This window comes from Gilvimarinus sp. 1_MG-2023, assembly GCF_030548285.1.
Window position 1 is genome coordinate 1 of sequence record NZ_JAUOSC010000005.1, and the last position, 21000, is coordinate 21000.

Genomic DNA, 21000 nt, shown 5'->3' on the forward strand with positions numbered 1-21000 from the left:
GGGTCGTTAGCTCAGTTGGTAGAGCAGTTGGCTTTTAACCAATTGGTCGCGCGTTCGAGTCGCGCACGACCCACCATTTTCAAAGATTGGCAGTTTACTGAGCGCTGCCGATTTAAGTGTTTACTAGAATTACAGTGTATGTCAGTTTTATGGGTCGTTAGCTCAGTTGGTAGAGCAGTTGGCTTTTAACCAATTGGTCGCGCGTTCGAGTCGCGCACGACCCACCATATAAAACGCCGAGCCCTTGGGGCTTGGCGTTTTTTTTTGCTTTGCGCTCAGTCTGCGCGCGGGTGAATAGAGCGAAAAAAGCGGGTGCTGTGGTAGAATGCCCCGCTTATAGTTCAACCCGTCCCGCACAATCTGCGGGGCTATTTGGGTAATTACATTATGTCCAGTGACGTTATTGAAACCGCCAAAATCGAGTCTCTCGCCGCTGACCGTCAGGTCGTGGTGGAGCACCTGGCTGGCATTAACCCTCACGCGCAATTAAGTGAGCAAGAAAGGAGTGACTACAAGGCGCGAATTAAAGCCCTGCTAACCCAGCACAATGCGGTGTTGGTGGCGCACTACTATACCGATCCTATAATTCAGGAATTGGCTGAGGAAACTGGCGGCTGCGTTGCCGACTCGCTGGAAATGGCACGCTTCGGCAAAGAGCACCCAGCCGATACCCTGATTGTGGCCGGGGTGAAGTTTATGGGGGAGACGGCCAAAATTCTGACCCCCCACAAGCGCGTGCTGATGCCAACCCTGGAGGCTACCTGCTCACTGGACATTGGTTGCCCTGCAGATGAGTTTGCCGCGTTTTGCGACCAGCACCCGGACCGAACCGTGGTGGTGTACGCCAACACCTCTGCCGCCGTTAAGGCGCGTGCCGACTGGGTGGTGACCTCCAGTATCGCGCTGGATGTGGTTGATTACTTGGATAAAAATGGTGAAAAAATCTTATGGGCGCCCGATAAGCATCTGGGCTCTTATGTGCAAAAGCAGACCGGCGCAGACGTATTGTTGTGGGATGGGGCCTGTATTGTGCACGAAGAGTTCAAAGCCAAAGGCATTGAGGATTTAAAAACCCTATATCCTGAAGCGGCAGTGTTGGTTCATCCAGAGTCTCCGCAAAGTGTGGTTGAGCTGGCCGACGTGGTGGGCTCCACCTCCCAGCTGATTCAGGCCGCTGAAACATTGCCCAATCAAGAACTGATTGTGGCAACAGACCAGGGTATTTTCTTCAAAATGCAGCAGCGATGCCCGGATAAAACGTTCCATGTGGCGCCTACCGCTGGTAGTGGAGCCACTTGTCGCAGCTGTGCTAACTGCCCATGGATGGCGTTGAACGCGCTGGACAATCTGGCGGATGTTTTTGATCGTACCGACAATGAGATTTTTGTCGATGCCGAACTCGCTGAAATGGCCATGCGTCCATTGCGGCGGATGTTGGAGTTTAAAAAGAGCTAACGGGCGCTTGTCTCTACCCCCAGCGGTGCGTAACATGACGCCAAATTGTAAACCTGTGATCGAGGTGAATCGCCTCGGTCGAAAGTGGCGACCGCCCGGTGCGCCTACCGATTTGGAGTAACTATGATTCAAGGCAGTATGGTTGCCCTGGTAACCCCGATGCATGGCGATAACAGTCTTGACTGGGATGGCTTAGCCCACCTGCTGGATTGGCACCTAGAGCAGGGCACACACGCCATTGTGGCGGTGGGTACCACTGGCGAGTCGGCCACTTTGAATGTGGATGAACACCTTGCAGTGATTAAGTTTGTGGTCAAGCGGGTAGCGGGCCGTATTCCGGTTATTGCCGGCACTGGTGCGAACTCAACCTCAGAGGCTATTGAGCTGACCCGGGGGGCCAAGGAGGCTGGAGCTGACGCCTGTTTGCTGGTTGCTCCCTATTACAACAAACCCACCCAGCAGGGCATGTACTTGCACCATAAAGCCATTGCTGAGGCGGTAGACATCCCTCAAATTCTCTACAATGTGCCGGGCCGCACCGCCGTGGATTTGCAGCCTGAAACCGTGCTGGAACTGGCAAAAATACCTAACATCATCGGTATTAAAGAAGCCACCGGCGATATGGATCGAGCCAAAGCTATTATCGATCATGCCCCAGAAGGCTTTAAAATCATCTCGGGTGATGATGAAACCGCAGTAGAATTGATGATTCTTGGCGGTCATGGGGATATTTCTGTCACGGCGAATGTCATACCCGGTAAGCTGGCTCAAATGTGTGAGTTAGCCATTGCCGGAAACGCCGAGGCAGCTCGACTGATTAACGCCGAGTTAATGCCTCTGCATAAAGCGCTTTTCTTGGAGGCAAACCCGATACCGGTTAAGTGGGCACTCGTGGAGATGGGTGTGTGCAAAAACGGTATCAGATTGCCTTTGACGCCTTTGTCCGAGCAATACCATGAGCAGGTGCGAGCGGCACTGCACAATGCAGACTTGATTTAAGCGGAATTGAAATTGTCACTATGATAAAAACATTAGCTCGACGGGTTGGGGTATTTAGTTTGATGTTGCTGGTTTCTGCCTGCGGCGTATTCGGTGGCGACGACGGCTATTTTCGCAACCGTGGTGGCGATTATCAAAAGGCCGATAAAATCGCGCCGATTAAAGTCCCCGAGGGGATGAGCGACCAGCGTTTGGGTAAGCTCTATCCAATACCCCCGCTGATCGAAACTGACTTTGAGCAGACGACCAGCTATGACAATGATGTCCCGCGGCCAGAGCCACTGGCAACGAATTTAATGCAAGAAAACATTAAAATTCAACGTTTAGGTGAAGAGCGCTGGATGTTAATGAATGTTTCTCCGGGCGAAGTATGGCCTCGGGTGAGAAGTTTCTTAAATGAGAATAATGTCGATGTCGCCAGCGCGGATATCAGTCGTGGTCTTATCGACAGTCACTGGTTGCAGTTCAAAACAGATTTAAGCACCATCGATCGATATCGGGTGCAGATAGATCAGGGCGTGCAACCTGAGACCAGTGAAATTCATATTTTGCACCAATCGGTGGCCGGAGATAAACCACCGGAATCGGCCGAGTGGCCACAAGCGTCAACGTCTAAAGAGCGGGAATCTTGGTTGTTGGATGAAATGGCCGCTGCCCTAGCAGCTGATGCTACCTTAGGCGGTACCTCATTGTTGGCACAAGCGATCGGCGGTGAAGCAAAATCTGGATTGGTGGTGGAAGCCAGCGAACCGGTTATGAAGTTACGTCTTAATGAAGCCCGGGCCAAAGCAACACTGTTTCACGCCATGAAAGAAAATGGCTTTGCCATCTATGACAGTGCAGCAGGGCAGGACGTGTACTATTTGCACTTTGAATCCCCCGAAGCTGAAGACGAAGGTTGGTTCAGTGGTTGGTTCTCTGGTGATGAAAAAATCGTCCATGAAAGTCCTTATACAGTAGAGCAGTTATTAACGCAGGTTCCCAGTGGCGATGCTTTTGTGACAGCCCCGTTGTCGGCACCTGAAAAGGAAAGCCAATTTCCAGATGCGCCCGGTTATTTGCTGTTTGTAAAAGGTGGCAGTGGCGACTATACGATTCATCTGCGCGATGCTTACGGCAAAAGGCTTGAGCCACGTTTGGCTCGCCAACTGTTAACGGTGTTACGAACTAACCTAATTTAATCCTGGGCGATCTGGCGATTGAGCTCATTATGAGGTTTGCCTCGCTCGGCAGCGGCAGTCAAGGTAATGGCACCGTCATTGAATGGAGTCATGGCGCGCTATTATTAGACTGCGGTTTTAGCATGAAAGAAGCCGAGATCCGACTGGCAAAACTTGGCTGTCACCCCAGTGACTTAACCGCTCTGGTGGTCACTCACGAACACAGTGATCATATTAAAGGAGTGGCCGCTTTGGCGCGGCGCTATAAAACCCCCGTTTACATGACTCCCGGCACTTATCACAGCCGCGATCTTGGCTCTATTCCCCATTTGCATCTTATTGAAGCCTATCGGGAATTCACTCTAGCAGGACTTAAAATTGAGCCTGTTCCTGTGCCGCACGATGCGCGTGAGCCTGCCCAATTTATATTTCATGCCAACGATATTTGCCTAGGGGTATTGACCGATTTGGGAAGCATCTCGCCACATGTCGAGGAGCGTTATCGCAATTGCGATGCTCTACTGCTTGAGGCCAATCACGATCCGGTTATGTTGGCGAGTGGCCCTTATCCACCCTCGTTGAAACGTCGGGTAGGAGGCGCTTGGGGGCACCTGAGTAATCAACAAACGGCGGGGTTTTTACAGCGCGTCAATACGGAAAAACTGCAGGCGCTGGTGATCGCTCATATCAGCCAAAAAAACAACTCTTTGGCCGCTGCACAAGCGGCTTTAAGCCCAGTGACGGAAAACGTTAAACAGGTGTGCTATGCCTGTCAGGATGAAGGTTTTAGCTGGATAGAGCTGACCTCTGGGCATGCGCTGCAGTAGCGGCGTGAATTCTGCTATATTTAGATTAAGCCATTATCGCAATCGAGGAGATATCGTCGCCATGGAGCGTCGTCAACACGAGCGAACTACCCGCAGCATTCGGGTTGAAATGACTCACCCCAGCATTGGTACTATTGTCGGCTTTACCACTGACATTTCCGATGGTGGAGCCCAAGTGATGATTGAAAATCAACCCAATCCGCCTTTGGGGACGGAGGTTCAGGTTTTGTTTCGTAAGGTAGTGGGGCCGATTAATGCTGAGCCTGTGAAAATGCGGGTAGTGCGTCAGCATCGCAATACTATAGGCTTAGCCTTTGCTGGCTAGCCGATAGCGACTACATACAATGTTCGGGCTGTTCAAGATGGCCATTATTTTCATACACAGTTTCCGATACTTTGCGTAAGCTATCGCACGATAGTTTTTGATTGCCGGTTAATCTCAAGTCGCTCAACCGTAATAAATTTATTAGTGGCTTAGTATCAATGATTTTATTGTGGTTTATATCCAGCGTTGTCAGCTTGCCTAGTAGCCCAATGGGGCCTAAGTCTTCTATAGTATTGTTCGATAAATCCAATTCCTTTAGGGCGTAAAATTGCTCTATCCCCATCACTGACTCAATACCCGCATAACTGCAGCGCAGACGAGTGAGTTGGCTGCTTGTGTGAATTTTTTCATCCTCAATGGTCTGTCGAATGCATGACTGTAAGCTTGGGTCGGCCGCTTTAATGTCTGCCAGCAATGGTTTAGGGCTATAAAGGACATTGTCATTGACCGACACTTCGTAGCCACTGCAAGCTGTTAAGAAAAAAAGAGTTGAGGAACAAATACAGCAAAGGATGCGTGACATAGTTGATGAGCTCAAAAATATTCAGTTTCGGTTAAGTGGTCTGCGTGTATTGTGACAGTATATGGCCCGAGGCACTACGCTAGGGTAAAACTTTTATGCTTGTGAGGCGTTGTTAACTGCGACTCGATAAAGTTGTACTCTGCGTAGTATTATTGGCCCCAATTTAATCGTAAGTTTTAGGTAGGAAATTTTATGAAACGTTTGATCGCCTATACCACCTTGTTCGCCCTCACAGCATGTACGACCACTGATCCCTATACCGGTGAGAAAAAAACCTCTAGCGCTACCACAGGCGCTGTTGTAGGCGCCATTGCCGGCGCAGCGGTAGGCATGGCATCGGCCAGTAAAAATGATCGTGAAAAAGGCGTGGTAACAGGCGCTCTGGCAGGCGGTGCCATCGGCGGTGGTATTGGCCTCTACCAAGATCGTCAAGAGGCGGCGCTAAAACAACAGCTCGAAGGCAGTGGAGTGCAAGTACAGCGCGAGGGCGACACTATTTCTCTGATTATGCCTGGCAACATTACCTTTGCTACTGACCAATATACGATTCGGAGTGAATTTCACAGTGTACTGAGCTCCGTGGCAACCGTATTAAGCGAGTATCAAAAAACCAATGTGAAAATCACCGGTCACACGGATTCTACCGGTTCAAGCCAGTACAATCAGTTGCTCAGCGAAAGACGAGCGCAAAGTGTTAAAGAGTACTTGGCGCAACAAGGGGTAAGTTACTCTCGATTGCGCTCTGAGGGCTATGCTTCACGCTATCCGATAGCCAGTAATGCCTCCTCTAGCGGCCGGGCACAAAACCGTCGAGTGGAAATTGATTTGATTCCACAATCGTAATTAACCACTTCGGTTTGATAATATAAGGGGTAGAGGAGCCCCTTATGTCTTACCCTATTATCGTTTGTAATCACAAAATGCAGTACCCACAGGCAGCTCGTATGTCTGAGTTGCTGGGGGTTGAGCTATTGAGCAATATTCAACCCAGCGACCTAACCCATGTCGATTTTGCCTTAGTGTACGATCATACGGGTGTGGCCTTGGCTTATACGGGGCGCAAAGCTCCCGGGCCTATTCGGTGCGACTTTGCCAGTGGGGCGGTTAATCACCGGCGTCAGTTCGGCGGCGGTAAGGGGCAAATGATCGCCAAAGCGTGTGGTATCAGCGCCCACGTGATGCCCCGTGTGCTCGATGCTACCGCAGGGCTGGGGCGCGATGCTTTTGTGTTGGCCACCTTGGGGTGTGATGTGCAATTGCTAGAGCGCAACCCGGTTGTGCACGCTCTGCTACAAGACGGGCTGTCCCGAGCTGAAATCAGTGCAGACGCGACCCTAGCGGCTATTATTGGTCGTATGCAGCTGCTTGAGGCCGATGCGCGTTTGTTTATGACGCGAGCTAGCAAAGCCGATGTGGTTTATTTGGACCCTATGTTCCCAGAAAGACAGAAAGCGGCGCAGGTAAAAAAAGAGATGCAGGCCTTTCACACCCTGGTGGGAGGAGATCAGGACGCCGACGAGCTATTGCAGCAAGCGTTGGGGTTGGCTCGTTACCGGGTTGTGGTGAAGCGCCCACGCAAGGCGCCCAATCTTGCGGATACACCACCCAGTTATACCTTAGAAGGAAAAACCAGTCGCTTTGATATTTATGCGTTGTGTAAGCTGCCGGGCGCGCTCAACGATGGGAGTCATGCCAAAAATGATACAGTCGACTGAACAGAATCCTTCCTTGTGCAAGCATAGCAACCACAAAGCCAATCGCGACCAGTGCTACTCCTACTAAAGTAACCAGCTCCTGTTGTAATGACGGCTCAAGGCTCTGCGAGGCAATATAAATCGTGACCATGCCACAAAAAAAAGTCATGGCACCCATTCGAAATTGCTTGTAACAGACATCGAAGGGCGCTTGCATAAACTTTTTGAATCGGCTTTTCGCTTTCATGGCATCAGTATAAAGCAAGCGTCGCCCCCGTCTAGAGTGCAGGTGTGGCCCAGTTTGTTATTTTGGTCCGTTTTGGTGCCTCTGCGTCGGATTAAGGCGTATAGTCGGTAGGAAGAATCTATGGGTCTACCCTAGTGGGGCGATAAAATGGCGCATCGTCTTGGCGTGACTTATGCTTGTTGAGTTAAGCGCTTGCTGTATAGGTATAGGCGTCGCTGTTTTCATTCAGAGCAGAATCTGGGAGCTATTATGCAAATTGATTGGCGTGAGTACGATGGTGGTGAGTTTTACGATGAATTAATCAGCTCGCCCGGTTATCCGCGAAAAGTGACCCGCAATTTGGCGAAGTACTTATCGGGCTTGTCGAGTGAGGAAATTACGGCTCGTAGACATTCTGCAGAACTCGCTATCAAAACCATGGGTATATCTTTTACGATATATTCTGAGGCGGGTAACATCGATCGCGCCTGGCCTTTCGATATTATACCTCGGGTGATTTCACACAAAGAATGGCTCAAAACAGAGCGTGGCTTGATTCAGCGCCTAGCGGCCCTCAATTGTTTTATTGATGATATTTACAACGAGCAGAACATCATCAAAGACAAGATAATGCCGGCCGAGTTAATCACTGATTCTGTCAACTTTCGCCCCGAATGTGTAGGAATGAAACCACCTTTAGGGGTGTGGGCACACATTTGCGGCAGCGACTTGATACGAGATAAAGACGGCAGTTTTTACGTCTTGGAGGATAACTTGCGAGTGCCATCGGGCGTGTCTTACATGATGGAAAATCGTCGGGTGACAAAGCGAATTTTCCCTGAGTTATTTGAAAATCACAATATTTTACCTGTCACCGAGTACCCCAACCAATTATTCGATACCTTAGCGGCTATTTCGCCTCGCCCATTAGAGTTTCCCGAAGTTGTTGTCTTGACACCGGGCATATACAACTCGGCGTATTTTGAACACTCCTATTTGGCTCAACAAATGGGGGTCGAGCTGGTCGAGGGCAGCGACCTGGTGGTGGAGGATGATTACGTTTTTATGCGGACCATCAATGGCCTGGCGCGAGTGGATGTTATTTATCGCCGTATTGATGATCTGTTTCTCGACCCTGAAGTGTTTAATGCTGACTCTGTGCTGGGTGTGCCTGGCCTAATGCGCGCGTGGCAAAAAGGTAACGTGGCTATTGCCAATGCTCCTGGGGCTGGTGTTGCGGATGATAAGGTTATCTATACATTTGTACCAGATATGATCAAATACTATCTTGGCGAGGAGCCCATACTGCCCAATGTGCCAAGTTACTTGTGTATTGATGAAGAGCAGCGCGAATATGTACTGGCAAACCTCGATAAGCTCGTTGTTAAACCGGCTAATGAATCGGGAGGTTATGGCATGCTCATTGGACCGCAGGCCAGTCAGAAAGAGCGCGATGAATTTGCTGCATTGATTAAAGCATCGCCGCGCAATTATATGGCGCAGCCATTAATTGCCTTGTCGACCAATCCAATATTAGAAAGTAAAAATGCCGAGCCTCGCCATGTAGATTTAAGACCTTTTGTTTTGCAAGGTCGCACCAGTTGCGTTACCGCCGGCGGCCTCACTCGAGTGGCAATGAAAAAAGGCTCCTATGTCGTGAATTCCAGCCAAGGTGGCGGTAGCCAAGATACCTGGATAGTTTCTGAGGAGGAAAAATAATGCTGTCACGAGTAGCGGAGCGTGTTTATTGGATGGGGCGCTATATGGAGCGCTGTGAAAATGTTGCCCGTTTGGTGGATGTAAATACTAAGCTACTGCTGGATTTGCCACGCGGTGTCAGCGTCGGCTGGGGGACGCTGATCGATATCAGTGGCGGCAGTGATTTTTACCGACGTGATTTGGATAGCGCCGATGAACGTGCGGTTATGCGCTTTTTATTAGCCGATCAGAATAACCCCAGTTCACTTATAAGCTCCATTACCTGTGCGCGGGAAAATGCTCGAATCACTCGAGAAATTATGCCTTCAGAGGTGTATACGCTTGTTAATGATTTGTACCTATACCTGAAAGAAAGACTCCCTAAGGGCATTGCTCGAGGTGAAAGGCAGGCCCTTCTTGAAGAGGTGATTGTAAAAGTTCAGCAGTTTTCCGGTATGTTAGCGGGCTGCATGAGTCATAACGATGCGTATGGTTTTTTGCGCTTGGGCTGTAATCTTGAGCGTGCAGATATGACGTCGCGTATTGTCGATGTGGGCACCCGGCGTATTCTGACCAAGGCATTAACGGAAATAGAAGCCAATGAACCGTTTGAAAATATTTTATGGATGAGTGTGTTGCGCTCGTTAAGTGGTTATCAGATGTATCGGCAACATGTTTTAGATCGAGTAAATGCCGAAGATGTAGTTATGTTTTTGCTCCAGGATCCGCTCTTTCCGCGTGCTGTTGAGCACTGCTTGAGTGAGCTGAGCGAATCGTTTTCTCGCCTGCCGAATAGCGATGACCCACAGAGAGTGCTGGTAAGCGTTAAGCGGCAATTGAAAACAGCCGATATCCCCCAACTATTAGAGTCCGGTTTAGAAGAACATATCGAGTCTATTCAAGCCAGTATTGGTGAGGTGCACTCGGCAATAGCCACTACCTGGTTTTTACCCCAGGCTCAGGTGGCCCCGTGAGAGATTTTCACTGTAAGTGTGGCAATCAGGTTTTCTTTTTCAACAACCAATGTTTGGTTTGTGGGCGTCGATTAGGGTTCGATTCGCACACATTGTCCATGCGAGCTTTTCCCGATGTTGAGGGCTGGCTTCACGATGATGGTCAAGACTATAACTATTGCCAGAATTATTACGATTATAATGCGTGCAACTGGCTGGTAAAAAAAGGTGCGGAGAACCGTTACTGTCTCTCATGCCAGCTCAATCGAACGGTGCCAGATTTGGTGTCGGTGGAAAATATCAGTCGTTGGGGCAAGTTAGAGGCGGCCAAGCGTCATGTCATATACTCGCTGTTAAATTTGGGGCTGCCTATACAATCCGTCGCCAACCCGCAGGTACGTTTAGCATTTGAGTTTTTGGAAGATGCCCGGACCAATCCGGCCTATGCGGAAAGTTTTGTCGCCACGGGTCACAGTAGTGGTTTAATCACTATTAACTTGGCCGAGGCCGATGATGCCTATCGCGAGAGTGTTAAAGAAGAGCTGGGTGAGCATTATCGAACGATTTTAGGCCACTTTCGTCATGAAATAGGCCATTATTATTATGAAATATTAGTGGCTAACACTCCGTGGCGTGCAGGCTTTGAGGAACTCTTCGGCGACCCCACTGTTGATTATCAGCAGGCATTAAATAACCATTACCAAAACCCGCCACCTGACTTTTGGCAGGATTCGTATATTAGTGCCTACGCCGTATCTCATCCGCTGGAAGATTGGGCAGAAACATGGGCGCATTACCTACATATTTTCGATACCCTGGATACCGCCATACATTTTAAATTGGTTGAGCCACTGCAAAAAAATGGACGGGTAGATGCAGAAAAAGCCATCGATACATGGCTTGATTTTGCCGTAAAACTCAATGCATTGAATCGCAGTATGGGGCTGGCTGATGCCTATCCCTTTATGATCACACCTAAAATTGCCGACAAGCTAAAATTTATTCACCAGGTGATTGAGCATCAGACCATTGCAAAGGGGGGAGACGGTCAAACGCCTCAATGAGGTATTGATCCCATGCTTTTTTCAAATCGCGCAAATAATCATCGTCATCGTCGTATCGAAAGCGGGTGGTTGCAAAACTGTCAGTTGGATAAACCGCCAGCTCAATAGGTGGGCCGACGGTGAGATTGCTGCGCATAGTTGAGTCCATCGATACTAGAGCGCAGCGTGAAGCGTTTTCCAAAGACGTGGTGCGGTTGAGAATACGATCGAGAATAGGTTTGCCGTATTTACTCTCACCGATTTGTAAGTAGGGTGTGTCTTTGGAGGTGGTAATATGATTACCTTGTGGGTAGACCATGGCCAAACGGGGTTTATCCGAACCGATTTGCCCACCGATGATAAAACTAGCTTCAAAGCTAGCACCGGCATTGGGTCCGCCTACGCTTGAGTGTTTTTCTTGCTCTAGGCGGCTAATCTCACCTAAATAGCTCGCCGCTTCGCTGATGTCCGGGAGCGTTTTTAAGCTGGTGAGTGCCTCGTCGCGAATATCTCGTTTAACCTGTGAGACGACAGCCTGCGTGGTGGCCAAATTACCAGCCGATAGAATAATCAGTTCCCGTTCGTCTGCAATTTTGAAGTGGAACATTTTGCTGTAGGTGCTGACTTGATCCACTCCGGCATTGGTGCGGGAGTCAGAGCAGAATACCAGGCCAGCGTCCATGGTAATAGCAACGCAATAGGTCATAAATTAGGCAGCCGAAACAGGATAAAAGGCCGGTTAGATTAAGTTTGAAAGTGGGCGCCGTCAAGCATCGTCTGCGATGATTTTAAAGCCAGGGGCGGCGTGTGCTGAAATGTTACAATATCCCAATATGTCGCATGCTAGAGGAATTATGCTGGATCGTGATCTGCAACAACTGGCTCAAAGCTTGCCAATCGTCAATCGCTTTATTCAGGCATTGCCCGGTGATCACAGTGGTGATGACAGCTCTCGCCAAGTATTTGGCGCCTGTTACAGTGACGCCACCCCGCGCGCTGCTTCCGCCCCCCTAAGCGTCGCTTATACCCCAGAGGTAGCACAATTACTGGGCCTCTCCCAACAATTGTGTCAAACCGAGGCATTTAGCCATGTGTTCTCGGGTAAGCAATTACTGCCGGATATGCAACCCTACGCTATGTGCTATGGCGGCCATCAATTCGGCCATTGGGCCGGCCAACTAGGCGATGGCAGGGCGATAAACTTAGGTGAGGTCAATGCCGGCGGTGAGCTTTGGACCTTGCAGTTAAAAGGCGCTGGGCGTACTCCCTATTCGCGCCATGCCGACGGTTTAGCGGTTTTACGTTCATCCGTTCGTGAGTTTCTTTGCAGCGAGGCCATGCACCACCTGGGTATTCCCACCACTCGTGCACTCAGTTTGGTACTGACCGGCGATAAGGTCACCCGTGATATGTTTTACGACGGGCACCCTCAGCAAGAGCCGGGAGCGGTAGTGTGCCGGGTGGCTCGCTCATTTGTTCGGTTTGGCTCTTTTGAGATATTTGCCCAGCGCGGCGAGCAGGCGTTACTTAAAAAGCTTGCCGATGACACCATTGAACAGAATTATCCACACTTAGTGGAAGGTCAGATTGATCGCGATACTTATGTCCGCTGGTTTGGCGAGATTGTTGAGCGCAGTGCACACCTTTTGGCAGACTGGATGCGTGTGGGCTTTGTACATGGCGTTATGAATACCGATAATATGTCGATTCTGGGTGAGACCATAGATTACGGCCCTTACGGTTGGCTGGAAGGGTATGACCCCAATTGGACACCCAATACCACCGATGCCCAAGGTCGGCGTTACAGTTTTGGGGCACAACCGAATATTGGCTTGTGGAATTTGGTTCGGCTCGCCAACGCTATTTATCCCTTAATTGAGGAGGCACAACCCTTAGAAGAGGCGCTGGCCCGGTACAGCGAAGTGTTTGCTCAAAGACGCAGCGCCGACATGGCCGCTAAATTGGGTTTTGCCCACTATAAAGACAAAGATGGTGAGCTGGTTGAGGATTTACTGCGATTATTGCAGCAAACCGAAACCGACATGACGATTTTTTATCGCAATTTGGCCAATATTAGCCCACAACTGCTCGGTAGCGACATTTGCTGGGAGCATTTGGCCCCGCTGCACGAGGCTTACTATCAAGCTGTTCCCGACGAGGTTCGCGAACAAACTTGCGCCTGGGTTCAACGCTATTTGCAGCGCACCGAACAATCTTTGCAAAGCCAAGGGGAGTCAGATGTTGACCGTGTGGCGCGAATGAAAGCGGTTAACCCTAAATACGTGTTGCGTAATTATCTCGCGCAACAAGCCATTGAGCAGGCAGAGCAAGGCGACTTTGGTGAAGTGAATAGGCTACTTCAACTCTTGCGCGCCCCCTATGATGAGCAGCCCGAATATGAGCGCTATGCCGCCAAGCGCCCCGAGTGGGCGCGGGTAAAAGCGGGTTGCTCTATGTTGTCTTGCAGTTCTTAATCGCTGAGAGCCACCGACGAATCACCATATAATCACCGCGGGTTAATATCGCGAATTCAATCGTAAAGAGATGCCGAGCATTATGGGTTTATTTACCAGCGCGCAAGAAGACGCACATTACTTTTCTATGGATGATGCCGACAATGGTTTTAGCCGGGTGTCTGAGCACGGCTTTGAGTTGGATGGTGAACATTGGCCCACGGTCGAACACTACTACCAAACCATGAAATACATTAAGCAGGCCGATCGCGATGCCGTAAAAGCCACGACTACTGCGTTACAGGCGCGCAAGGTGGGCGGTCGTTGGTTTAAAAAGAAACGCCCGGATTGGAAAGCGTTAGAGCTCACGATTATGACGCGGGCGGTGTATATCAAAATGCGCACCCACCCCGCACTGGATGAAGCGTTACTGGCCACCGGCGACCAAACATTGGTGGAAAACAGCCAGTTTGATTATTTCTGGGGTTGTGGCCGCGACAAGCGCGGCGCCAACCATTATGGCCAAATTCTGATGAATGTCAGAGAAAAGCGACGGCAAGAAAAAGCCCAATAATGGGCGAAATCTTTCTTAAAGGCTGCTGGAAGGTGCTAACTTTCTAGCAGCCTTTTATGCATTAAATGTCGCATTTTTATTTACAGTGCACGGCGAAACAAATCGACGGACATTCGATAGCAGGTTAACGCTAATTCGGCATCGTAGCGTTCGCCTTCATCGCGCATAAAGGCGTGTTGGCCATTGAACTCGTGCCAACTAAAGTGGCAGCCAGCACTGCGCAGAGCTTGATTAATCTCGGCTCGGCTATTATCGGGAACATGGGGGTCTTGGCGTCCCCACACCATCATCAACTCGGCTGTTATCTCGCCGGCTCGGGCCAAACTTTGGTCTGCGGCGCTGGCGGGTAAAGTGTTGGAGTGTAGGTCGGTGGCGTATAGGCACGATGCCGCTTTAACTCGCGGATTCAGGGCCGCCCGAAAGGCGAGATGCCCTCCAATGCAAACCCCCATACTGCCTATTTGGCCGTTGCAAAACTCAGCCTGATCGATATAGCGCACCATGGCTTCGGTATCCGTATCGTGGTCGGCCAGAGGCTTGGTGAATTTATCCTGATTACCTTTGTCTTTTCCTGCATCGTCATAAGCCAAAACAGTACCGATAGGGTTTAGCTCGTGAAAAACCTCGGGCACTAAAACTACAAAGCCATGGCCGGCCATAATCGCCGCGGAACGAGCAATCGGGGCGGTTTGCTGAAAAATTTCTGAATAAAAAATAACGGTGGGATAACTCGCTGTTGCCACCGGTCGGTAGATGTAGGTGCGCATCGTGCCGGTGGCAGTGGGTATATCGGCAATCTCAGTTTGGGTAATCATCGTGACCTCGTTACGGGGTTTGGGGCCAGAGCCGAATCATAATAAAGAGCGAAAGGGCCCACAAGATTAACCAAAGCCCTAACAATAAAGCCGCGATAAATCCGAATAGGTCGGGTGCCTTCATTAGCGTGGTCATTAGTGAATCTTGGTAGTAAAAAAACCATGGATGTTCAGGAGGGAAAATCCAAGTGTGTAAAGTGTAAAAGACATGTTTAGGGCCCAATAGCATAACCAGCGCAAAGGTTGCGCCCATTGCGCCTAAAACGCTGGCCAAGACCCGGCTGGGGCGGGGCAGAGGCGCCCGGTGATAGTAGAGAATGGGCAGGCAGATGATCATGGCTGTTAATGCGATCCAGCCCAGTGTGTATACCTTATCAATTAGGTGAGCAACGTCAGTTAAATGCACAACCTCGGGTTTGGTGAGTAAGGTTTGGCTTGCTCCCTGGCTGGGGTGAAAGTAGATGTCTTTTAAATCTTGCGGTGCCCCGTGCACGGCGGTATTGATTTGCTGAAACAGCTCGATATGTTGATCTTTATCGGTAAGTGCAAAGTGGCTGCGGTTACGGTTCTCGGGGCCGTAGCTGGCAATATGCTGATCAATCTCAAGCCATTGATACGCGGCGCCATAACCAAAATTGCCAGCGGCCAGTAGATTCCATGCCACAAAGCCACAAGTAAGCCAATGGCACAGTAACAAGATGATCCAGAGGGGGGAGTTCAGGCGCACGTTTTCTTCCCAGTTTTCTACTATTTGAGTGGCCAGTGTAAGCGCAAAGCGCGTGTTTTGTCACTTTCTTAGGGTTGTTGCGGGTAAGAGAGCATCACTAAGCCTGCGGCGGCTAAGACGCATAAGGCCGAGACCGAAAACAACGTTTGGGCGCTGGCCCCCATATCAATAATGGCACCAAATAAAATAGGGGAGGCGGCGGTACTCAGTACCATTAATGCGGTCATTAAAGAGCGAATAGACCCCAGTTTTGTCGTGCCGTACACCTCTGCCCATAAAGCACCGTTGACCGGGCTTGATGTGCCGATTGTGACTCCCAATAACCCCATAAATAATGGTGCTACCCAGTAACCGTCTAGATACGCCAGAGACAATAAGGCCAGTATTAAAGGTGCCAGTATAAAGGGTAAGAGTTTACGTGCACTAAATTGATCAATTAACACACCAGCGAGTAAAGAGGCGAGCCAGTGCATAGCACCGAAGACGATAAAACAGCTGGCCAACCAGATTGGATCCCAATTCTTTTCCTGCAAAATAAATCCTTGCTGAATAAAAATCGCGGTCAATAAAAAAGGTGGGGCGAGCACGGTGGGCAATGCCAGCCAAAAACGATAATCACCCAGCATATCGCGGCGGCCCTTGGCTTTAGCTTTAGTGTGCGCGCTCTGTGGGGGGAGGTCGTGTTGCAGCTGAGGTGAGCGACGCAATAACCAAAGACTTATCGGTAGGTAAAGCAATGGAATACTAAGGGCGAACACAAACCAGCTGCCGCGCCAGCCAATACTGCTAATCAAGGCAACGGCAAGTAGGGGTAGGACGACCTCGCCGATAGGTACTGCACTGGTGGAGACACTCAGCGCCTTACCTCGGTCTGCATCAAAGTAACGCGCCATAGTGGTTTGGGCGGTGTGAGGCAATAAACCTTGACCGCAAAGGCGCAGCAAATAAAACGCCCCTAATAGCACGAAAGCGTGATTACTGATCAGCATAAGAATACAGGCGGCGGTGAGGCCGCCAGCCACTGCTATAGTAAAACGCGCTAAGGGCCAGCGGTCGATAAGCCCGCCCAGGGCAATAATCGTTAGGGCGCTGGCCAGAGTGCCCCCCGAATAGAGACTGCCATAGGCCGCAGCACTCAAATTCAATGCCCCCTGAATGCTGGCGCCATACCAGCTGACAAAAAATGATTGGCCTAAATTACCCCAAAAAATACAGCTGAAGCCGAAGCCTAGTAGGGGCCAGTTGTCACGTAAAAAAGTAAAGTAATCTCGCACGCCGGCTCAGTTAATCATCGATAGTTAGAATGCTGGCAGATAATAAGCCACTATCTTTAGCCTCAGGTTCTGGGCCGACGATAGTGGCTCAATAGTTAGTCTGCCAATAAATTGCGTAAGGTTTGACAGTACACCTTGGTAAGCTGGTCGAGGTCGGAGGCACGCACTCGCTCGTCGACTTTATGGATGGTCGCATTGACCGGGCCTAGCTCTACCACCTGAGCACCGGTGGGGGCGATAAACCGACCATCTGAGGTGCCGCCACTGGTCGATAATTGCGGTTGAGTGCCGGTGGTCTCGGCCACCGCTTTGACAACAGCGTCTACCAGTGTGCCTTCTTCGGTTATAAAAGGCTGGCCACTCAGCTTCCAGGTCAAGTCGTACTCTAAGCCATGTTTTTGGAGAATCGCTTCAGTTCTTTGGCGCAACTGCTCCTCGGTAACTTCGGTAGAAAAGCGAAAATTAAAGACAATATGGGCTTCACCGGGAATGACGTTAGTCGCCCCTGTGCCTGAGTTAAAATTGGAAATTTGGAAGGTGGTGGCTGGAAAGTATTGGTTGCCCTGGTCCCACTCACTACTGGCTAATTCGGCTAACACTGGTGCTGCCAGATGGATGGGGTTGGCCGCAAGGTGTGGGTAAGCGACATGCCCCTGAATCCCTTTTACGGTGAGTTCGGCGCCCAAAGAGCCACGGCGGCCGTTTTTGATGACATCGCCTAAAACCTCAGTGCTCGAAGGTTCGCCGACAATACACCAATCAATCTTCTTGCCCTGTTGCTCCAGCCATTCCACTACTTTTACCGTGCCGTTGTGGGCAGGGCCTTCCTCATCACTGGTGATCAAAAAAGCGATACGACCATTATGATTGGGGTGTTCAGCAACAAAGTCCTCACAGGCGACCAACATTGAGGCCAGCGATCCTTTCATATCGGCTGCCCCGCGCCCACACAGGTAGCCATCATCTATGATTGGGTTGAATGGGGGGTGCTGCCAGTTAGATTCGGGCCCGGTGGGTACCACATCGGTATGACCGGCAAAGGCTAACAGCGGGCCACTTTCGCCGCGCACGGCCCAAAAGTTATCGACGTCGCCAAAACGCAAAGGATAAATCGTAAAGCCAATGGCTTCTAAGCGCTCGATCATTAAGGTTTGGCAACCCGCATCCTCTGGGGTGACGGATTGTCGGCTGATCAACGCTTGGGCCAACTCAAGAGTGGGGGATGGCGCGGGGTTGGACATGGATACTTCCTGATGTGGGCAAATTAGGGCCGCCGATTTTAGCAAAATTCAGCAAAAGGTGCGAAGTGATGACGATATGGGGCCTTGCTCATAGCACCCAAAGAGTAAATAAGCTACACTTGCGGCCTTTAAATTTGGCGTGATTGGGCCTTGAATGTACCCGCCTAATTGCACCTAAACCCCTATCTTGGCGAGTGTTTATTGGCCTCGCAGTTGAGTTGAGACCGAATGTCAGACAGTATTAACCCCAAAGAAATCAAGCATATACGAAATTTCTCTATCATCGCCCATATCGATCACGGCAAGTCGACTATCGCTGATCGGTTTATACAAATGTGTGGCGGATTAAGCGATCGGGAAATGGCGCAGCAAGTTCTTGACTCAATGGATATCGAGCGCGAGCGCGGTATTACCATTAAAGCGCAAAGCGTTACCCTCAGCTATACCGCCCGCGATGGCGAAACTTACCAACTTAACTTTATCGATACCCCAGGCCATGTTGACTTCTCCTACGAAGTGTCGCGCTCTTTAGCGGCCTGTGAAGGGGCGCTACTGGTAGTGGATGCCGGACAGGGGGTCGAGGCCCAATCGGTCGCCAACTGCTATACCGCAATTGAGCAGGGACTGGAGGTCATTCCGGTTCTCAATAAGATGGATTTGCCCCAAGCGGACCCAGAGCGCGTGGCGCAAGAAATCGAAGATATTATCGGCATTGATGCCACCGAAGCGGTGCGCTGCAGCGCCAAATCCGGTTTGGGGATTGAAGATGTTCTGGAAGAGTTAGTACGAATGGTACCGCCACCGGTCGGTGACGTGGATGCGCCTTTGCAAGCGCTGATTATCGACTCTTGGTTCGACAACTACTTAGGTGTTGTCTCGTTGGTGCGGGTTAAACAGGGCACCTTAAAAGTTAAAGATAAAATCGTTACCAAGTCTATCGGTAAGTCGCATGTGGTCGACAGTGTGGGTGTTTTCAACCCTAAGCTGCACAAGCTAAAAGAGTTAAAAGCCGGCGAAGTGGGTTTTATTGTCGCAGGTATTAAAGATATTCAAGGTGCTCCCGTGGGCGATACCTTGATTGCCGCCGGAGATATGACGGTAGAGGCTCTGCCGGGCTTTCAGCATGTCAAACCGCAGGTTTACGCCGGCATGTTCCCAGTAAGCTCGGACGATTTTGAAAACTTTCGCGATGCGTTGCAAAAGCTTACCCTTAATGACGCCTCTTTGTTTTTCGAGCCAGAAAGCTCCGACGCACTAGGCTTTGGTTTTCGCTGTGGCTTTCTCGGCATGCTGCATATGGAAATCATTCAGGAGCGGCTCGAGCGCGAGTACGATCTGGACCTGATTACCTCTGCCCCCACCGTTGTTTACGAAGTAGTGACCACCAAAGGTGAGACTATTTACGTCGACAATCCGTCTGCATTGCCCGATATCGGCTTGATTGAAGAAATGCGCGAGCCGATTGTCGAAGCCAGCATCTTGGTGCCGCAAGAGCACTTAGGCGCTGTGATTACCCTATGTGTGGAAAAGCGTGGTGTGCAACGCGATATGCACTATATGGGTAAACAGGTGTCGGTACGCTACGATATGCCAATGAGCGAAGTGGTGCTGGATTTCTTTGACCGTCTAAAATCCGTCAGTCGCGGTTTTGCCTCCCTGGATTACAGCTTTTCGCGTTTTGAGGCCGCCAACTTAGTGCGTCTTGATGTACTGATCAACGGTGACCGAGTTGATGCGCTGGCGCTGATTGTGCACCGCGATCACGCACAGGGCATTGGTCGCAGTTTGACCGAAAAAATGAAAGAGTTGATTCCTCGTCAAATGTTTGATGTGGCAATCCAGGCCGCTATCGGTGGCAATGTGGTTTCTCGTACCACGGTAAAAGCGCTGCGCAAAAACGTAACCGCCAAGTGTTACGGTGGCGATGCCAGTCGTAAGAAGAAGCTTTTACAAAAACAAAAAGAAGGTAAGAAACGCATGAAGCAGGTGGGTAATGTTGAAATCCCCCAGTCAGCGTTCTTGGCCGTTCTGCAAGTAGACAGTTAAACCGTTACTAATATTTAAGGCGCATGGCATGGAAAATATTAATTTACCCCTTATTTTAACCATCGGGGTATTTTTTACGGGGCTCGCTTGGCTGTTTGATCGGCTGATACTTTCGGCTCCCCGACGACGCAAAGTGGCGGCGGTAAAAGCCGAGTTCGAAGGGCGTAATATTACCGACGAAAACAGTCAAGACTACGAGCTTTATCATCGAGCCATGGCTGCTGCCGAGCGCGAGCCGGTGGTAATTGAGTTCAGTAAGTCTTTTTTCCCAGTCTTGTTGGTTGTGTTCGTCTTGCGATCTTTTATTGCTGAGCCCTTTCAAATCCCATCGGGTTCGATGGAGCCGACTCTCGATGTTGGTGATTTTATTCTGGTCAATAAATTCACCTATGGCATTCGTTTACCGGTTATCAATAAAAAAATTATTGAGATCAATGACCCTGAGCGCGGGGATGTGATGGTGTTCTTTCCCCCGCATTTGCCCGATACGTATTACATAAAGCGGGTGATTGGTTTGCCCGGTGACTTAGTGCGTTATGAGAACCACAAGCTATTTATTAACGGTGAGGCCGTGCCCGAAACACTACAGGCAGTGCTGCCAGCCCAAAAGCCGCAGTTTAAGCTAGTGCGTGAAACTTTAGGTGAGCATGAATTTACCTCACGCAAATATCTGCGCCCCGGGCAATACAGCCGTCGTGGCAGTTGGCGAGTACCCGAAGGCCATTATTTTATGGTTGGTGATAACCGTGATAATAGCTTTGACAGTCGTGGTTGGGACGACCCATTTGTCCCCGAAGACCATATCGTAGGCAAGGCCATGGTGGTGTGGATGCATTGGGATTCACTGTTTAGCCTGCCAAGCTTTGATCGCGCGGGGGCGATTGACTAACCACTGCTGTTATTCGAGTCTAGCTGCTTATATACTGAATAAACCGGATTACACTGGGTTAAAAGAGTCATAAAATGC

20 protein-coding genes and 2 tRNA genes are annotated in these 21000 nt (G+C 50.1%); 16 read left to right on the top strand and 6 right to left on the bottom strand.

What is annotated here, in order from left to right; genetic code table 11:
* From Q4563_RS07725 to Q4563_RS07755, 7 genes are all read left to right on the top strand, one after another.
* Nucleotides 1-76 (top strand) — tRNA-Lys (locus Q4563_RS07725).
* A gap of 75 nt (nt 77-151) precedes the next feature.
* Nucleotides 152-227 (top strand) — tRNA-Lys (locus tag Q4563_RS07730).
* A gap of 160 nt (nt 228-387) precedes the next feature.
* Entirely contained in the window at nt 388-1455 is a 1068-nt protein-coding gene (gene nadA, locus Q4563_RS07735) for a quinolinate synthase NadA (RefSeq protein WP_215975434.1), read from the top strand.
* A 123-nt stretch (nt 1456-1578) separates the two neighbouring features.
* Nucleotides 1579-2454: a 4-hydroxy-tetrahydrodipicolinate synthase gene (gene dapA, locus Q4563_RS07740; RefSeq protein WP_215975435.1), complete on the top strand. Its 876-nt coding sequence runs from the start codon at nt 1579-1581 to the stop codon at nt 2452-2454.
* Nucleotides 2455-2474: 20 nt separating this feature from the next.
* Nucleotides 2475-3635 carry an outer membrane protein assembly factor BamC gene (gene bamC / locus Q4563_RS07745; protein ID WP_215975436.1) on the top strand — a complete coding sequence of 387 codons (1161 nt, stop codon included), beginning with the start codon at nt 2475-2477 and terminating at the stop codon, nt 3633-3635.
* A gap of 29 nt (nt 3636-3664) precedes the next feature.
* Nucleotides 3665-4441 carry an MBL fold metallo-hydrolase gene (locus Q4563_RS07750; protein ID WP_215975437.1) on the top strand — a complete coding sequence of 259 codons (777 nt, stop codon included), beginning with the start codon at nt 3665-3667 and terminating at the stop codon, nt 4439-4441.
* Nucleotides 4442-4445: 4 nt separating this feature from the next.
* The gene (locus Q4563_RS07755; RefSeq protein WP_303604150.1) at nt 4446-4766 is read left to right on the top strand and encodes a PilZ domain-containing protein; all 321 of its coding nucleotides are present in this window, start codon (nt 4446-4448) and stop codon (nt 4764-4766) included.
* A 10-nt stretch (nt 4767-4776) separates the two neighbouring features.
* Here the strand turns inward: Q4563_RS07755 and Q4563_RS07760 are convergent, their stop codons facing one another.
* Nucleotides 4777-5220 carry a hypothetical protein gene (locus tag Q4563_RS07760; RefSeq protein ID WP_303604151.1) on the bottom strand — a complete coding sequence of 148 codons (444 nt, stop codon included), beginning with the start codon at nt 5218-5220 and terminating at the stop codon, nt 4777-4779.
* A 261-nt stretch (nt 5221-5481) separates the two neighbouring features.
* On the opposite strand from Q4563_RS07760, the gene Q4563_RS07765 reads away from it, so the two are divergent.
* The 5 genes from Q4563_RS07765 to Q4563_RS07785 all read left to right on the top strand — a co-directional run bounded on the left by Q4563_RS07765 (nt 5482) and on the right by Q4563_RS07785 (nt 10924).
* Nucleotides 5482-6132 carry an OmpA family protein gene (locus Q4563_RS07765; RefSeq protein WP_215975439.1) on the top strand — a complete coding sequence of 217 codons (651 nt, stop codon included), beginning with the start codon at nt 5482-5484 and terminating at the stop codon, nt 6130-6132.
* A 44-nt stretch (nt 6133-6176) separates the two neighbouring features.
* A complete protein-coding gene (locus Q4563_RS07770; RefSeq protein ID WP_303604152.1) occupies nt 6177-7004 on the top strand; it encodes a class I SAM-dependent methyltransferase in 828 nt (275 codons plus the stop codon).
* A 475-nt stretch (nt 7005-7479) separates the two neighbouring features.
* A complete protein-coding gene (locus Q4563_RS07775) occupies nt 7480-8928 on the top strand; it encodes a circularly permuted type 2 ATP-grasp protein (protein WP_215975441.1) in 1449 nt (482 codons plus the stop codon).
* On the top strand, nt 8928-9881 hold the full coding sequence (locus Q4563_RS07780) for an alpha-E domain-containing protein (RefSeq protein ID WP_215975442.1): 954 nt from the start codon (nt 8928-8930) through the stop codon (nt 9879-9881). The genes Q4563_RS07775 and Q4563_RS07780 overlap by 1 nt, the downstream gene beginning before the upstream one ends.
* A complete protein-coding gene (locus tag Q4563_RS07785; RefSeq protein WP_303604153.1) occupies nt 9878-10924 on the top strand; it encodes a zinc-binding metallopeptidase family protein in 1047 nt (348 codons plus the stop codon). Before Q4563_RS07780 ends, Q4563_RS07785 begins: the two co-directional genes overlap by 4 nt.
* Here Q4563_RS07785 and Q4563_RS07790 read toward each other — a convergent pair.
* Nucleotides 10860-11609, bottom strand: coding sequence for a peptidase (locus Q4563_RS07790; RefSeq protein ID WP_215975444.1), 750 nt, complete (start codon nt 11607-11609; stop codon nt 10860-10862). The genes Q4563_RS07785 and Q4563_RS07790 overlap by 65 nt on opposite strands.
* Before the next feature lie 148 nt (nt 11610-11757).
* On the opposite strand from Q4563_RS07790, the gene Q4563_RS07795 reads away from it, so the two are divergent.
* Both Q4563_RS07795 and Q4563_RS07800 read left to right on the top strand, forming a co-directional pair.
* Nucleotides 11758-13377 carry a protein adenylyltransferase SelO gene (locus tag Q4563_RS07795; RefSeq protein ID WP_303604154.1) on the top strand — a complete coding sequence of 540 codons (1620 nt, stop codon included), beginning with the start codon at nt 11758-11760 and terminating at the stop codon, nt 13375-13377.
* An 82-nt stretch (nt 13378-13459) separates the two neighbouring features.
* Entirely contained in the window at nt 13460-13930 is a 471-nt protein-coding gene (locus Q4563_RS07800) for an NADAR family protein (protein ID WP_303604155.1), read from the top strand.
* A gap of 80 nt (nt 13931-14010) precedes the next feature.
* Here Q4563_RS07800 and Q4563_RS07805 read toward each other — a convergent pair whose 3' ends face one another.
* The 4 genes from Q4563_RS07805 to dapE all read right to left on the bottom strand — a co-directional run bounded on the left by Q4563_RS07805 (nt 14011) and on the right by dapE (nt 17987).
* Nucleotides 14011-14745, bottom strand: a complete 735-nt coding sequence (locus Q4563_RS07805) for a dienelactone hydrolase family protein (RefSeq protein WP_215975447.1) — start codon at nt 14743-14745, stop codon at nt 14011-14013.
* Nucleotides 14746-14755: 10 nt separating this feature from the next.
* The gene (locus tag Q4563_RS07810) at nt 14756-15409 is read right to left on the bottom strand and encodes a lipoprotein intramolecular transacylase Lit (RefSeq protein WP_303604156.1); all 654 of its coding nucleotides are present in this window, start codon (nt 15407-15409) and stop codon (nt 14756-14758) included.
* Between the two features lie 131 nt (nt 15410-15540).
* Complete coding sequence (locus tag Q4563_RS07815; protein WP_303604157.1) at nt 15541-16746, bottom strand: MFS transporter; 1206 nt, start codon at nt 16744-16746, stop codon at nt 15541-15543.
* A 95-nt stretch (nt 16747-16841) separates the two neighbouring features.
* Nucleotides 16842-17987 carry a succinyl-diaminopimelate desuccinylase gene (dapE, locus tag Q4563_RS07820; protein WP_303604158.1) on the bottom strand — a complete coding sequence of 382 codons (1146 nt, stop codon included), beginning with the start codon at nt 17985-17987 and terminating at the stop codon, nt 16842-16844.
* Nucleotides 17988-18215: 228 nt separating this feature from the next.
* Between dapE and lepA the strand changes: the two genes are divergently transcribed.
* Together lepA and lepB are read left to right on the top strand one after the other, a co-directional pair.
* Nucleotides 18216-20033 (top strand): translation elongation factor 4, encoded by a 1818-nt coding sequence (gene lepA, locus Q4563_RS07825; RefSeq protein WP_215975451.1) that lies wholly within the window; start codon nt 18216-18218, stop codon nt 20031-20033.
* 28 nt (nt 20034-20061) lie between these two features.
* Nucleotides 20062-20922, top strand: coding sequence for a signal peptidase I (gene lepB / locus Q4563_RS07830; RefSeq protein ID WP_303604159.1), 861 nt, complete (start codon nt 20062-20064; stop codon nt 20920-20922).
* Nucleotides 20923-21000 lie beyond the last annotated feature (78 nt).